Genomic DNA, 16,105 nt, shown 5'->3' on the forward strand with positions numbered 1-16,105 from the left:
TAAAATTTAATTTCTAAATTTATAATTAATACTTGATAAAAGGTTTTACAATGATGCAGAAAAATAATTTAAAAGAAATTAATTTATTTATTGACAATTTTGACAAAGGTCATCAAAAAGCAATATTTCTAGATATTTTAAATAACACACTTTTAAAATATAAAATTCTATGAAAAGAAAGAGATATAGAAAATAATATTTTGTTTGATTTGGAACATATTGAATCTAAAAGAATTTCTTCATACATTTTAAAATTTAAAAATGTCGATTGTAATAATTTATTAAAAAATTTTTTAAAAAAATATTTGCAAAAAAATTACGATGAAATTATTGATAATTTTTATAAAAATGGTTTTTTAGGTTATAGATCAATATTTGAAATAATTGTTTTACTTTTAATAAATTTAAAAGAAACAAATATTATTAATGAAAATTTATTTCACGAGTTTTTAAATAACTTATTATTTATTTTTTCCCTTAAAATAGACATTTCGGGAACAAAAGAAATTATTAAGTTTCTTTTTAAAAATAAAAAAGAAAATAAAAAAGCGATTCTAATCGCTTTAATTAAAAATTTAAGAATTATTCTTTAGAATTTTCGTTTTCTTTTTCATCATTAGTATGATCATTTTTTATTTCAGAGAGTTCTTTTTGAGCTTTTTGCTTTTTATTTTCTTCTTTAAAACCTATTATAGTTTCAATAACAAAATAAAGAACTAAGGAAATAATACCTAAAATAATACATACATCAGCAAAGTTAAACGTTCCATGCGGCTTACCTGTTCATTTTTCTAAAAAAGGAATAAAGAATATATCCTTAACCATTCCTCCTTCAAAAATAAAACGATCTAACATATTACCAAAATCACCAGCCGCAATTATTGCGCAAATAACTATTGTCGGATATTTTTTGCAATAAAAAGGAATAGATAATAAAAGTAAGAAAATTACTATACTAAAAAACTGAATAAAGCCAATAACTACAGAATTATCTTTTCAAGGCAACAATGTAACACCTCTATGACCTATAGATCTAACTCCTAAAATGCCTATATCGAATATTACATTAAAATTCCCGTCGGTGTAATCTTCATTTCACTGAAATAAAGTTAATTTAGTTATTTGGTCAATTAAAACAAGACCAACTAGAATAGATAAAAAAACTATATATCTAAGAATAATTTTTTTAGGGTTTTTCGAATAATCTTTATAAATATTTTTAGTTTTTTCAATAAATTTAAGCATTATTATTTTCCATTTTTCTAATTATTTCAAAACAAGAAGTGCAAAGATTATTTTTAATTTGTATGGGAAGAAAATGATTTCAACATCTTTCACATTTTAATGATTCAAACGTTTCTATTTTTAATTCATTTCCATATTCAATTAATCCCACCATTAATAATTGTTTTAAGTCTAATGATTTAATAAATTCACTTTGGTTATTAATTATTAATTTAGCCTCATTAGTTCTTTTAATCAAATTATTCTTAATAGCATTTTCTAATTTAATGTTAACTTCATCTCTAAATTTGAAAAAATCATTTCATTTATCGATTAATTCTTTATCAATATTGTCTATTTTTGGAAAAGAAGCAAGATGTACAGATTTTTCCTTATTTATAGAATTAAAATGTTTATAGGCATCTTCTGCAGTAGTAGGTAAAATTGGTGCTAAGGCTAAAATTAAAAATTCTACAATTTCGTAAATATTAGTTAAAGTCATTAGCCTATTTTTCGAATTAAATTCATCAACATACAAAACATCTTTCGAAATATTTAAGTAAAACGAAGATAATTCAACTACATAATTGTTTAATAATTTAATCACATTTGTGAATTTATATTCATCATATGCTTCATAAATTTGCGATTTAATTTCTTCTAATTGAGCTTTAATAAAAGCATGAATGCCTGTTCTAACAATATTTTTATCGTAATTAAAATTATGCAAATTACCAAGCATGAACTTAATAGTATTTCTTAGTTTTCTATATATTTCAGCATTTTGATTAATGATAGAATCACCAATTGTTACATCGTTAGAATATTCGCTATTTGCAACTCAAAGTCTTAAAATGTCTGCTCCGTATTTATCAATAATTTTTTTAGGATCTATAGTATTGCCTTTTGATTTAGACATTTTATTTCCTTTTTCATCTAAAACAAAACCATGACTAACTAATTGCTTATACGGAGAAATATTAGAAAAAGCAACTGAATTAATTAATGAAGAGTTAAATCAACCACGATATTGATCGCTTCCTTCAAGATACAAATCATAAGGAGGATGAATCTTACTATCGATTTCTACAGCAAAAGATGTTGAACCAGAATCGAATCAAACATCCATTATGTCATTTTCCTTAGTAAAACCTTTATTTTTATAAGCTTCTGGCAATAATTCATCAACATTTTTTTCTCATCAAATATTAGAACCATTTTTTTCAATTAAATCTATTACATGGTCGAATATGTCAGATTTTAAAACTGGCTTTTTATCTTTGTCATAAAAAATAATAATAGGGACGCCTCAAGTTCTCTGACGTGAAATTGTTCAATCATTTCTTTCACTTATCATTAGTGACAAACGTTTATTGGCTCATTCAGGATATGTTTTTACTTTAATTAGTTTGTTTAAAATTTCAGCTTTGATTTTATCTATTGAAACAAATCATTGTGGCGTACCTCTAAAAAGAATAGGTTTATGAGTTCTTCAGTCATGAGGATAGGAATGTTTAATATTTTTATTTGCTAAAAGATTTTTTGAAATAGCTAAATCAGCAATAATAACTTCATTTGCTTTTTCATAAAATAATCCTTTGTATTTAAGTCCATTTTCATTTAAAAGACCATTATCTTCAACATGCATGATCATATTTAAACGATTTTTGTTGCCTATTTTAAAGTCATCTTCGCCAAATAAAGGAGCAATATGAACTAAACCAGAACCGCCTTCTGCACTAACATGATGACCTATTACTACAGGTGATTTATTATGATTAAGCGGACTTAAATATGTAATTCCTAATAATTCCTTGTAATTTAAAGTATTTTCAATTTTATAGTCTTTTATTTCTAATTCTTGTATTACTTTTTCTACTAATTCACTGGCTATTATGTAATTATTGTTATTGAAACTAACTTTTGAATATTCGATATTTTCGCCAATTGCAACACCAGAATTAGCTAATAAAGTTCAAGGAGTAGTAGTTCAAATTACTAAATTATCGCCATTATTAATTTTGTCAGAATTATTATTATCGATGATTTTAAAAGCCACGAAAATAGAGGGAGAAATAATATCTTTATATTCTACTTCAGCTTCTGCTAAGGCTGATTGAGAAGAGGGTGATCAATAAACTGGTTTAAGACCTTTATAAATTAAACCATCAAAAAGCATTTTTTTAAATAACTTTAATTGTTTAGCAACAAATTGTTTATCTAAAGTAAGATAATATTTTTCAAAATCTGTAAGTAATTGCAATTTTTTAAATTGTTCTTTTTGTATTTCAACTTGTTCTAAGGCATATTTTTGGGCTCTTTTTCTTAGCTCTAAAGGTTCTAGTTGATTACTATTTAAATGAGCTAATTCAAGCATTTTATGTTCAATAGGCATACCATGAGTATCTCAGCCCGGAACAAAAGGAGTATAATAACCCCTCATAGCTTTATATCTCACTATAATATCTTTGAGAATTTTGTTCATAGCATGACCAATATGAATATCGCCATTGGCATAAGGAGGGCCATCATGCAAAATAAAGGCGGGGTTATTTTGATTTTTTTCTAACAGTTTTTGATAAATTTTGTTATCTAATCATTCTTGTCTATATAATGGCTCTTTGATAGTTAAATTTGCCCTCATTTCAAAATCTGTTTTAGGCATATTAAGAGTGTCTTTATAATTTTTTTCTGACATAAAAAACTCCGTAGAATAATTAACAATAATTATATAGATTAATTATGTTTATCAATAATGCTTTAGAAATAAAAAAGTAGCTTAAACTACTTCTTATTTATAAAACAGTTGGAGGCGTATTTAAATACATTTGGAGGAGATGACGGGAATCGAACCCGCATAGTTAGCTTGGAAGGCTAAAGTTCTACCATTGAACTACATCTCCACGCATACTATTATATAAGAAAATAGTAAGCTTAATAATTTATTTCTAGTTAATTTTAGAAATAATAAAAATCCATATTTTCCCTGTTTATAGATCAATATGGATTTTTATTATTCATTAAATTGTGATTGGTAAAGATTTCAATAATAACCTTTTAATTCCATTAATTCCTTATGATTGCCCTTTTCAATAATTCAACCATTATCAACAACTAAAATTAAATCAGCATTTTTGATAGTGCTTAATCTATGTGCTATAACAATTGAAGTTTTATTTTTCATAATCTTTTCTTGAAGAGTATTTTGAATAATTTTTTCAGTGTTAGAATCGACATTGCTTGTTGCTTCATCGAGAATTAAAATTTTTTTATTACCTAACAAAGCCCTAGCTATAGCTAAAAGTTGTTTTTCACCTTGTGAAAGACTTAAACCGCTATTTTCTACTATTGTGTCATAACCATTTTTCAATCTACTTACAAAACTATCGGCCGAAGTTACTTTGAGAATTTCTTCAATTTCTTCATCACTAGCATCTGGTTTAGCTATTTTCAAGTTATTTTTGATAGTATCATTAAACATAAAAGAATCTTGTAAAACTACAGCCATTATATCTCTTAGATTGTGTTTATCGATTTCTTTTAATTCTACACCGTCGATAGTAATTGAACCATCATTATATTCGTAAAATTTACTTAATAAATTAATAATGGTAGTTTTGCCTGCTCCAGTAGGACCAACTATTGCAATAGTTTGACCTGGTTTAGCAGTAAAAGAAGCATTTTTTAATTGGTATTTAGGTGATTTATCTAAGTATTTAAATCAAACATTATTAAATTCAATTAAGCCTTTTACATTTTCAATTTTAGTAGGATTTTTTAACTCTAGTGGAGGATTTAAATCGACAATTCTAAATGCTCTTGTTGCTGAAGCAAAACCTAATTGCAAGTTTAAAAGCATTGTAAACATAACTTGAAAAGTTCCGGTAAAGTTATAAACTAAACTAACTAAAGCAATAACAAATCCAGCATCAGGAGCACTATAACCTATGCCATATACAGATATGTTGTTAATTTTAAATATCAAGGATAAAAGAATAGCTACGATTATAATCAAATTCGATGAAAAAATATATCAAGGGTCAAAAATCTTTTGATAAAAATCTCCTACTGAAGCATTTTTATAAATTTTTTGTGTAATTTCATCAAACTTAACTTGTGCTTTTTCTTGCGCATCTAAAGTTTGGGTAATTTTAGTGTTATTAAGCATTTCTTCTAAATAACCATTTAATTCTCCAAAAGCATTTTGTGTTTTGATTAAAGCAGGACGAGCTTTTTTAGACATTAGAAAAGTCACTGACATAAGTAAAACTGTAAGAATAACAATAATGATTGTTAAAGTTGAACTAATATAACAAAGTGCAATAATAGTTAAAAAAATTGAAAAGAAATTTGAAAAAAATTGTCCTAATAATCTAGTTATTGCATTAGTCACATTATTAATATCATTAACAAGTGTAGAAATTAAATCTCCAGTTTTTTCACTATAATAGAAACCAACTGGCATATAAAGCAACTTATTCATTGCTTCTTGACGCATCTTTTTGGCCGAATGATAGGAAATTTTGATAAATATTTTTCTTTGAATATATTCAAAAAGTGAATAAAGAATAAAAAGAATTAACATACTTGCTGCATAAATAGCAAAATTATTTCAATTAACTATTTCATTTTTACTAACAGCAGGCTGTAAAACTTCAGATACTATTTTTCCAGTCAATAAAGTAGAAATTATATTAACAAGCGAACTAAAAAAGGCAATAATAATTCCAACAATAAGCATCTTTTTATCTTTAGGTTCAATAAATTTATAAAATTTTTTGAGAATAGCAATTGTTGAGGTTTGCTTATGAACTTTATTTTTTGTTTTTTTATTCATTAACCACCTCCTTATTGATCCAATTGATTTTTATAAATCGAACTATATAAATCACAACTATTTATAAGTTCATCATGCTTTCCTTTAGCAATTATCTTGCCTTCTTCCATAACCAAAATAAGATCGCTTTCTCTTATTGGGGCTATTTTTTGTGAAATTAAAATTGTTGAACAATTGTAATTATTTTTAATATTTTCAATTACTTTCTTAGTTGTTATATTATCAAGCGCAGAGGTAGAGTCATCAAGAATTAATACTTTAGGTTTTCTTAATAATGCTCTAGCAATAGAAAGCCTTTGTTTTTGCCCACCAGATAAATTTTTGCCTCCTTGTACAATTGGATGATCTAAGCCATCTTCAAATTTATTGATAAATTCATATGCGCAAGAATTGATTAAAGCTTCTTTAATTTCTTCCTCGCTAGCATCTTCTTTAGCTCACAATAAATTAGAACGTATTGTGCCTGAATATAATAATGCCTCTTGATAAACAATACTTAAATTATCATGAATGTTTTTAGTTTTTAAACTCATCAATTCTTTATTGCCTATAGTAATAGAACCTTCTTCATAGACGTAATTATTCATCAGTAAATTAACTAATGTGCTCTTACCTGAACCAGTAGGACCAATAATTCCTAAAGTTTGTTTATATGGAAGAGTGAAATTAATATCATGCAGAGTATCTTTTTCAGCTGTTTTATAGTATTTAAAGTTAAAGTTAGTAAAACTAATATCAAAATTATTTTCTAATATTTCGCCTTCTTTTCTAATTACGTTATCCACTTTATAAGTAAATACTTCATTAATTCTAGCTCCTGAAATTTTTGCTCTAAAAAATGAAAATATAAACATAACCATCATCATAATGCCAAAACTAACATTATAAAGATAATCGATCATTATGTTCAAATTAACTAAAGTAACACTATTTGTAACAATAGAAAAATTATTTTCAATATTACTGTTAATAGTGTTTGTTCCTAAACTATACATAACTACGATAAGAATATTAATTAAGGTAAAGAAAATAGGCTGTATTGTTGCAAAAATTAATTCTGTTTTAAAAGAAATTTTATATCAAGCCATATTATGATTTTCAAAAGAAAGTTTTCTTTTATTTTCTAAATTATAGGTTTTAATTACTCTTATTCCATTGATATTTTCGTCGATATCTTTTGTTAGATTCTCAATATTTTTTTGTGTTTTTTTAATCAAAGGAGAAGTTAAATAACCTATAAAAGCAATTAAAATTGCCATAATAGGAACTACAATTACTACTCCTATAGCCATAGTTGGATCAACTAAAAATGCTAAAACGCAACTTCCTATAGCTAAAAATATCCCTCTTATTAAAATTGTTGAACCATTGACTAGAAATTCTCAAAAAGTAGCTATATCATTTGACAAACGAGTAATAATTGATTCACTTTTTAAATCAGCAATATTCCGTAATGATAATTTTTGAACTTTTGCAAATAATTTGATTCTAAAAAATTTACTACTTTGTTCAGAAGCATAAATTATTACAAGCATCGCACAAAAAGTAAAAATAATATTAATGAAGATCAAACAAATAACAGAAATAACTAAATAATTGAAAGCATCGTTATATGCTAAAGGCCCGAAACTTAATTTACCTTTAAATATTACAATAGTAATTTCCTTAGTGTGATCATCGTTAAAAATTAAAGTAATAAATTGTGATATTAAATTAGGGAAAAATAAATTTAAAAACACATTCAATAAGATAAAAAAAGCGCCTAAGATAAACATAAATTTTATTTTCCTAGGTAACATTTTTAATAGTGCTGACAAATATACCTCCTTATTAATATTAATTTTAATTATATAAAATAAGGATAGATAAACTATTTTAATTAACATCAATTAACGTATAAACTAATTCGTTTCCGCCATATTTATCGATAAAAAGTACTTTGTTTGTTTCTGTAGAATATTCGTTGAAATTAGCAAAAGTTTTTGTATCTTGTACATATTTTTTTATGTCAAAAATTGCCTTTTTTTCGTCAGCTGCAATTAGTTTTGGAAATGAATTTAAATATCCAAATATTCTTACATTAGTAGTTAATTTATTTGTATCTGGATCTTTATTTTTTTCAATAATTATTCTAATAATAAAACCATCATTATTGAGCATATAAAAATTAATTTCTTCGCTATATTCATCTTTACTGTAATTTTGAATTACATAATCAATTATTCTGTTATTCTTAGCTTGATAAAAATTTTTATAAAGCAAAATATTTTCATCATAAGCTTCTTTTTTGGCTAAAGAATTTATGTCATTTCCACTTTCTTCTTGATCTTGAATAAAAACTAATTTATCGAAAGAATAGAGATAATATAATCAATTCTTACTACTAAAAGTATCTAAGATATCTTCTGCTTTTTTAACAGTATAAGCTTTGTCATATAAAGCTAAAAAAGAATTTCTAGTGGAATTTAGTGAATAAGTTATGTGATTAGCATAACGCAATGCTTCTTTAACTTGCAATAAATAACTATTATTTAGTTGTTTTTGACTTTCTATGTAAAGTTTTTTAGCTTCATTATCATTAGAAAAAATAATATTCAAAATTTCATTTATATAATTTTGTTGTACGAAAATATCAAAATCATTTTCTTTATAAGCTAATTCTTTATAGTCCATATTTAACTTATTTATATAGCTATTAGTGCATGAAGATGCAAAAATAATTGGAAAAAACATAAAAGATATTGAAAATAGTTTTTTAAATTTCATTCTTTTCCTTAATTATTGGCAAAATTGCACTAGGTTCCCCATATCTTTGCTTGACAACCATATCATCAATAAATTGTTTATAACCAGAACTATAAGAATGTATAAAAGCATAATGATAAATTGAAGAAATAAATTTTAAAGAAATAGTAGGAGCTTTTAAATTTTCAAAGTATCAAATTAGAGGCTCTATTTCTAGAGATGAATTTTCTGAATTAATTTTATTGATAATAATTCTAAAAACAATTTTATCTACTAACAAATAATATGCTGCAGAATCTCCTAATTCCGCTGATTCTTCTCCATAAACTAACGAACTAAGATAATTAGTAGTTAAAGAAAAATCTTTTGCTGGTTCTAAAGAATTAACTTTGTTTATATAACTATTAGTAACTATGTTTTGAAAATCAGCTAAAATATTTCCTTCTTTATCAACAACTTTCTTTAATAAATCGCTACTAATATATTTATAAGAACTAAAATTAAATTTTTCCAAATTGTTAAAAAATCAATACCAATTTTGACTAATTAATAAACTAATTTCTTGCGCATATTTTTCAAATTCGCCTTGAATAAGTTTTAATTCGTTATTTTTTTCTTGAATTAATTTATTTGTTTCCATAATTTCATTTTGAAATTTTGCTTGCAAAAACAAATATTTTTTTAAATCATCATTAAGTTTGCTAATTTCTTTAATAATATTTTCCTTTTGTTTTAAGAAAGGATTAATAATTTTTAATGCATTTTTAAATTTCTCTTCAATTATTGAATCTTGCTTTTGTGAATTTAAAAATTCAATTTTTTTTACTTCATCATTTTTAAAAACTAAATCTAATAATTTTTCTTTTATTTCATCGCTTTGAATTTTTTCATTATTTGAAATATTGGTCGCAATATCAAATTTATGATCAATATATTTTTCTAATTCTTGTGAATTTTGATAATTAGCACAGGAAAAAGCGCTCAAAGAAATTAAAGAAATAAGAGGAGTCGATAATAAAATTTTTTTAAATTTCATTTAAATACCCCCATGTATATTTCTCAATTAAATTTTCATTTGTATTAATTTTCTCAATAATTTTCTTAAATATTGCTTGATAATTATTAAATTTATATGGTGTAAAAATATATTGATCATTGTGTTCTTTTAAATATTTTTCAAAATCAAAATTGACTGTATCATCATTTTCTTTTAATTTTTCTCAATAATTTTTTTCTTCTAAATCTAATTCTTTTTTAGCTTCGTTAAATTTTGTTACAAAAGCTTCTAAAATATTAGAAATATTAGAGCTATTAATTTTTAATAAATCTGGAATGATAAATATTTTTCTTTGATTGTTTTTTTCATAGTATAGAAGAAGCAAAAATTGATTATTTGTTAATTCAAGAAAAAGTAATTTTTTATTTAGTAAAACATCATAATTATCGATTGATAAATCAAATGTGTGAATTTTACTAATATAGCTATTTCTTAGGTTAATAAGAATGGTGTTATTAGTAAATTTATTGTCAATATTTTTTTCAAATTCTTCATTATTAACTGATGAATCATAATAATTACCATATGGATTAAGAACAAAAGATAATTTGTTTAAATTATTTAAATATCAAAATCAATTTTCATTTAAAAAATTGCTAATATTAGTAATAGCTTTAGTAGTTCTATTGATTTTATCGCCAGCATTGTCTTTAACAAAAGTATCTCAAAGAGGAGCTAAAACCAAAGAATTTTTAATTTCGTTATCAAAGCTTTTGTTGATTTGTGATTGAATAGTTAAAAAAGAATTTAATTCATTTTTATCACTATAAATTTTTTGGGCTAATTCCAAGATATTGGAATTTATTTTTTCTTTAAATGTTTTAGTATAAACAATCTTTTTTTCTTCGTTTATTTTACTGCAAGAACAACAAATAAAAGTTGTTACTAAAGGAACTATAAATAAACTATTTTTGAATAATTTCTTTGTAAAAAATATCTTCAAGATTATCCTTTTTCTTGCCCGAATAAATAATTTTGCCTTTATGAATTAGTGTTAATGAATCAACATATTTATCTATTTCACTTAAGACATGAGAAGAAATAAAAATAGTTGTTCCTTTTTTATTTAAATCGCTTAAAAGTTTAAATAAATTAAATCTTGCTGTTGGATCTAAATTAGCCGATGGTTCATCTAAAATTAAAATATTTGGTTCAAACATTAATGCTTGGATCAAAAGAATTTTTTTCTTTTGACCTGAAGAAAAATTAAATGGCTTTTTATTTTTTAATTCAGTAATTTCAAAAATTTTTAAAAAATAATCTATTTTTTTTCTAATTAAATTATTTTTTAAATTATTAAGTTTTGCAAGAGCAAATAAATATTTATAAACAGTTATTTCTTTAGGAAATAAAGCATTTTCTGGAACGTAACCTAAAAGTTTTTTACTTTCATATTTTTTATTACTAATTCCGTTAATTAATATTTCGCCTTCAAAATTATTATAAGCACCAACTATACTTTTAATAGTTGTTGTCTTACCTGCTCCGTTTTCGCCTATAAATGCATGAAATTCACCTTTTAAAAGATTAAAATTTAAGTTAAAAATCCCAACAATATCCTTATTATTTCTATATGTTTTTGTCAAGTTTTTAACTTCAAGTATTTTATCCATTATTTATAATCTCTTTTCTTATATAAAAAAGTATTTATAGTTATTAAAGTAAATATTAAAACGGTTCAAATAATAAAATATCCTTCTTTAGAAATAACTTGATTTTCTCTTGCCAATTCATAAACATCTTTTACTGGAGTAAATAAATAATTATTATTTTCTTCCAGATTATAGCGAATAATAACTTTTTTATTTTCTCCTTCGCCTTGCACTTCCTGAATAGGAGTATATGAACTATATCCTCCTATAAAATAGTTGAATCCACCTAAATTAATTTTAAATTGAGAAGGTGAAAAATACATTTTATCATCCTCATTAGCTAATAGTGCTTTTGTTATATTTTGATCATTCAAATTAAAATAAACATAATAAATTAAAGCAGTAAAGAGATAAAGTTTTTTTTCTAATTCATTTTTAATTGTTTTATTTTCAACAGAAAGAGGATTAAAAAGAGTAACTAAAGAATTAGAATAGCGATTTAAAAAACTTTTTTCATCATTTAATTCTTTTGCAATTTCTTTAATAATTTGTTCTTTTAGAACAACTAAATCTAAATTAGGATCTAGTTTAGTAATTAAATTTTTAAACAATTTTTTTGCATAATTAGAAAAATTATTGTCTTTTAAAACTTCTTCAATATAAGTTCAATAAATATCCCCAACTAAGTTATCGCTTGAAGAAAAAGTGTATTTATCTTCTGGAAATGTTACTGTAAATTTATCTGCATTTTCTCTTGCATAAATTATTTTAGTATTAATTAAATCTTTTCTTTTAGCATTATTTTTTAATAAAGAAGGTATTAGATATTCTTTAATAATTTGATTATTATCAACAACATTAAATTTTTCTAAATCGGCTTTTTTAAGGGCATAATTGTACAAATATGAATCATTGGCTTGATAATATAAATAATTATTCAAATAATTAGAATTTTTGTTGTTAAATAAATTTTGATTTTCTAAATTAAAAACGTCGATTAATTGATATGGAATGGATAATCAAGAATAAATTGATAAGACAATATTAGAATTGTTAGCTAAATTGTTAGCTAAGTTTAAATATTCATTTTGTTTTAAGCTAAAAGTATTATTAGAATAACCATTAGGAACAATATAAAAATTATCTTTGTTATTATTCAAATAAAATGTCTCAACATTAGCAATATTTTCCGCTAAATTCCCTTGGTAAGGCAAATTTAAATAATAAGCAAAATTATTTGCTTTACTTGTTGAATTATTATTTATAAAAATACCGCCAACAATTAGAGGAATACTAACTATAAAAGGCAAAGTCATAGCAATTTTAGTATTTAATTTATAAGCCAGTAAGGAACTTATCGTACCAAAGAAATTAAAGGCTAAAATGAAGCCAAAAAAACTAATTATTAAATAAATTAATAAATAGTTAAATACTTTTAATATTAATCCTAAAATCAAATTTTCAGTTAACATAATTAGCCCATAAAAAAGACTGATTGATAAAAGAAATAAGCTCTTGGCTAAATATATATTTTTTCTACTTATTGGCTTACTTAAAACTACAATTTCTTGGCCTTCTTCTTCTAATTCTCTAAAAATATTAATGTAAATTAAAGCACTATAAAAAATAGTAAAAATTATTTGAATAAAAGCAACAATAAAAATAATTAAATTACTAGCTAAATTTAAATTAATAGTTCCTAAAATAACAGTTATTAATAAATTTAAAGATGCAAAAACAATTAATAAAATCCAAGAAATTCTTTTAGCTAAAATGTTGATTAATAAAAAATAAAAGTAGTTAAGTAATTGTTTTTTCACGCTTCCTTTCTAGAAATAAAAAACAATTAATCGACAAAATATCCCTTATAGTCATGAATATTATACAAACATGCTTTTAGAAAAAAATAAAAAACTAGTCGCAACTAGTTTTATTCTTTAGCATTTGTAATAGAGCGCATTACATCTTTAATTTGTTTTTCAGAAGCTTTTCTTCCCATTTGTAAAAACATTGCTCTAATCATTTTTTCAGTAATAGGAGGATTTTCTTTAATTTGTTTTTCAAACATTTTTCTTGAAACTACAAAAGCAACTAGTGCTCCTACAATGGCACAAACAATTGCAATTGCAATAACTATTCCAATTCAGCCACCTAATGTTACTCCACCAGCTGTATCCATTTTTCTCCTTTTGCTAGTTATATTTAATTATTTTAGCATAAAGATCACTATTTAATTCTTTAAGAAACTCTACTAATAAATCATGAGCAGCTAATAAATCATTTATATCACACATGCCTATTGGTGAGTGCAAATATCTTTGTGCAAGAGAAATAGTAATTGTGGCTGCTCCACCTTTACTATATTGTAATTGTGAAGCATCTGTTCCTCCACCCATAGAAATGAATTTATAGTGTTTAATATTATTTTTTAAGGCTATTTCACATAAAAATTTAGTCAATTTAGGATCGGCCATCATTGCTCCATCCATAATTCTTAAAGCCGCTCCTTTTCCTAATTTAGTAGTTCCTGTTATTGTTAAAGGAGTATCATGAGTCGAAGTAGTATCTAAAGCAATAGCGATTTGTGGATTTATTAAAGAAACAGCTGATTTAGCTCCTCTTGTACCTACTTCTTCTTGTACAGTTCCTACTAAGTATAAATCTATGTCTAAATCTAAATTTTCAATACTTTTAGCAATAAATTCTAAAACGCAAACACCTGCTCTATTATCCATAGACTTACCCGCTATTAAATTTTTATCATGAAAATTAACAACCTCCCCGCTCATATAAACTACATCACCTATTTCTATACCTAATTCTTTAGCTTCTAAATCATTTTTAAAACCAAAATCAGCATAAAGATCACTATTAGTTAGAGCTTTATTTCTTTTTTCATTTTCCATTATATGAATAGAAGTATGACCGAAAATTCCGTTGAATCTTTTCCCTTTTTTATTAACTAAAACTGCTTTAGTACCAACTACTACATTAGTTCAAATACCTCCAAGAGGATTTAAGTAAATAAACCCTTCCTTAGAAATATTTTTTACTAAATAACCTACTTCATCCATATGCGCAGCAATCATCACTCTAGGACTATTAATATTTTTACCTTTTTTATGCAAAATAACTGAGCCTAAATTATCAAAAGAAATTTCAAAATTTTCTTTCTTTACTGCATCAATAATTTTTTTAGCAACTATATTTTCAAATCTGCTTGGTGCTTCAAGATTCATATATTCGATTAATTTATTTTTAAAAATTTCTTTATCCATTTGACTTTTCATCCTTTTTTATAGGTTCACTAGTAAAATTTAAAACAAAATCTACTAGTGTAGGAATTAATGTTCCTTGTGGTTTGTTGTCTTTATCAGCTGTTCCTGCAACATCACAGTGAATAAAAGGCACATTATTAGTAAATTCTTTTAAAAACATCGCGGCTGTGTTGCAATCTGAAAGTTCATCTTCTGAATAATTCATTAAATCTGCAACTAATGAAGATTTATTAGTTTCATTAAAATCATCATGTAAGGGCATTCTCCAAATTTTTTCTACCATTTTATTAGCTGAGAGATTAAATTGATTAAAGTAATAGTCTTTATCTGCATAAATTCCACTATGTGAATTACCTAAAACTGTAAGAATAGTTCCAGTTAAAGTAGCTACATTAACTAATAAAGAGGCTTTTAGTTTTTCCGCACCATAAAAAAGACCATCAGCTAAGACTAATCTTCCTTCAGCATCTGTATCGGTAACTTCCACGCTTTTTCCCGCCATTGATAAATAAATATTTTCTGGTAAGGAAGCATCTTGAGCTAATCTATTATCAGTAATCATCATAATAGCAGCTACGTTTTTTCTAACTTTTAATTCAGCAATAGCTTTAAGAGCATAAGCGACAATAACTGAACCAGACATATCATATTTCATACCCTTCATATGATAACCTTTTGTATTCACGCCGCCAGTGTCAAAAGTGATTCCTTTTCCTACAAAAACTATCTTTTCATTTTCATTGTTCTTATTACCGTTATATTCAATAATTACAACTCTAGCTTCGTGGGTAGAACCTTTATTTACTGATAAAATTAATCCCATTTTTAGTTCTTCAATTTCTTTTTTATCAAGAACTTTAACTTTTAAATTTTCAATACCACTAAAATCATTAATTATATAGTTTGCTAATTGTTCCGAATTACAATAATTTTCTGGCATTATTTGTAAATTTCTAGCGCTATTTCTAGCTTGATAAATAATTTTTAATTTATTGAATTCTTCTTCGTCTTTTTCGTCAAAAAGTAAACTAAAATCAATAATTTTTTCTTCTTCTTTTTTCTTGTTGAATAATTTTGCTTTATAAAAAAATAATTGTGAAACAAAAACATTTAATAAATCGTTGTATTTTAAATTATCATTAACAAAACTTTTTAAATCAATTTGATATTCTCTTTTTAATTTCAAAATATATTCATCAACAAAATCTTTTAATTCAAATTTATCCAACTTTTTGTCAATATAAATATAAGCTTCTTTTTTATCTAAAAATTCGCAAATTTGACCATTTTTAAAATTAGTTAAAAAAGAAGTTTTTTCATATGAAGCTTTTAAAAGAATTTGTTCACTTCTCTTAGAATTAAATTGCATATT

General features: G+C 24.3%; 13 protein-coding genes and 1 tRNA gene. 1 reads left to right on the forward strand and 13 read right to left on the reverse strand.

What is annotated here, in order from left to right; genetic code table 4:
• The first annotated feature begins 50 nt into the window (after positions 1-50).
• A complete protein-coding gene (locus tag EXC33_RS01860; protein ID WP_046096847.1) occupies positions 51-593 on the forward strand; it encodes a hypothetical protein in 543 nt (180 codons plus the stop codon).
• Here EXC33_RS01860 and EXC33_RS01865 read toward each other — a convergent pair.
• From EXC33_RS01865 to EXC33_RS01925, 13 genes are all read right to left on the reverse strand, one after another.
• On the reverse strand, positions 583-1,245 hold the full coding sequence (locus tag EXC33_RS01865) for a signal peptidase II (RefSeq protein WP_046096846.1): 663 nt from the start codon (positions 1,243-1,245) through the stop codon (positions 583-585). The two genes, EXC33_RS01860 and EXC33_RS01865, sit on opposite strands and share 11 nt — an antisense overlap.
• Positions 1,238-3,922: an isoleucine--tRNA ligase gene (ileS, locus tag EXC33_RS01870; protein ID WP_046096845.1), complete on the reverse strand. Its 2,685-nt coding sequence runs from the start codon at positions 3,920-3,922 to the stop codon at positions 1,238-1,240. Before ileS ends, EXC33_RS01865 begins: the two co-directional genes overlap by 8 nt.
• Before the next feature lie 131 nt (positions 3,923-4,053).
• Positions 4,054-4,127 (reverse strand) — tRNA-Gly (locus tag EXC33_RS01875).
• A 110-nt stretch (positions 4,128-4,237) separates the two neighbouring features.
• Positions 4,238-6,061, reverse strand: a complete 1,824-nt coding sequence (locus EXC33_RS01880) for an ABC transporter ATP-binding protein (protein WP_046096844.1) — start codon at positions 6,059-6,061, stop codon at positions 4,238-4,240.
• A gap of 11 nt (positions 6,062-6,072) precedes the next feature.
• Positions 6,073-7,836: an ABC transporter ATP-binding protein gene (locus EXC33_RS01885; protein WP_223211577.1), complete on the reverse strand. Its 1,764-nt coding sequence runs from the start codon at positions 7,834-7,836 to the stop codon at positions 6,073-6,075.
• Between the two features lie 100 nt (positions 7,837-7,936).
• A complete protein-coding gene (locus EXC33_RS01890) occupies positions 7,937-8,827 on the reverse strand; it encodes an aromatic motif membrane protein (RefSeq protein WP_046096843.1) in 891 nt (296 codons plus the stop codon).
• Positions 8,817-9,842 carry an aromatic motif membrane protein gene (locus EXC33_RS01895; protein WP_052716991.1) on the reverse strand — a complete coding sequence of 342 codons (1,026 nt, stop codon included), beginning with the start codon at positions 9,840-9,842 and terminating at the stop codon, positions 8,817-8,819. Before EXC33_RS01895 ends, EXC33_RS01890 begins: the two co-directional genes overlap by 11 nt.
• Positions 9,832-10,806: an aromatic motif membrane protein gene (locus EXC33_RS01900; RefSeq protein WP_046096842.1), complete on the reverse strand. Its 975-nt coding sequence runs from the start codon at positions 10,804-10,806 to the stop codon at positions 9,832-9,834. The genes EXC33_RS01895 and EXC33_RS01900 overlap by 11 nt, the downstream gene beginning before the upstream one ends.
• Entirely contained in the window at positions 10,769-11,476 is a 708-nt protein-coding gene (locus EXC33_RS01905; protein ID WP_046096841.1) for an ABC transporter ATP-binding protein, read from the reverse strand. Before EXC33_RS01905 ends, EXC33_RS01900 begins: the two co-directional genes overlap by 38 nt.
• Positions 11,476-13,275, reverse strand: a complete 1,800-nt coding sequence (locus EXC33_RS01910; RefSeq protein ID WP_046096840.1) for an ABC transporter permease — start codon at positions 13,273-13,275, stop codon at positions 11,476-11,478. The genes EXC33_RS01905 and EXC33_RS01910 overlap by 1 nt, the downstream gene beginning before the upstream one ends.
• Positions 13,276-13,385: 110 nt before the next feature.
• Complete coding sequence (locus EXC33_RS01915; protein ID WP_046096839.1) at positions 13,386-13,634, reverse strand: YneF family protein; 249 nt, start codon at positions 13,632-13,634, stop codon at positions 13,386-13,388.
• A gap of 13 nt (positions 13,635-13,647) precedes the next feature.
• Positions 13,648-14,733, reverse strand: a complete 1,086-nt coding sequence (locus EXC33_RS01920; protein ID WP_046096838.1) for a M42 family metallopeptidase — start codon at positions 14,731-14,733, stop codon at positions 13,648-13,650.
• Positions 14,726-16,102 carry a M17 family metallopeptidase gene (locus EXC33_RS01925; protein ID WP_046096837.1) on the reverse strand — a complete coding sequence of 459 codons (1,377 nt, stop codon included), beginning with the start codon at positions 16,100-16,102 and terminating at the stop codon, positions 14,726-14,728. The genes EXC33_RS01920 and EXC33_RS01925 overlap by 8 nt, the downstream gene beginning before the upstream one ends.
• Positions 16,103-16,105 lie beyond the last annotated feature (3 nt).

It is taken from the genome of Mycoplasmopsis meleagridis, from assembly GCF_900660695.1.
GTDB lineage: Bacteria > Bacillota_I > Bacilli_A > Mycoplasmatales > Metamycoplasmataceae > Mycoplasmopsis > Mycoplasmopsis meleagridis.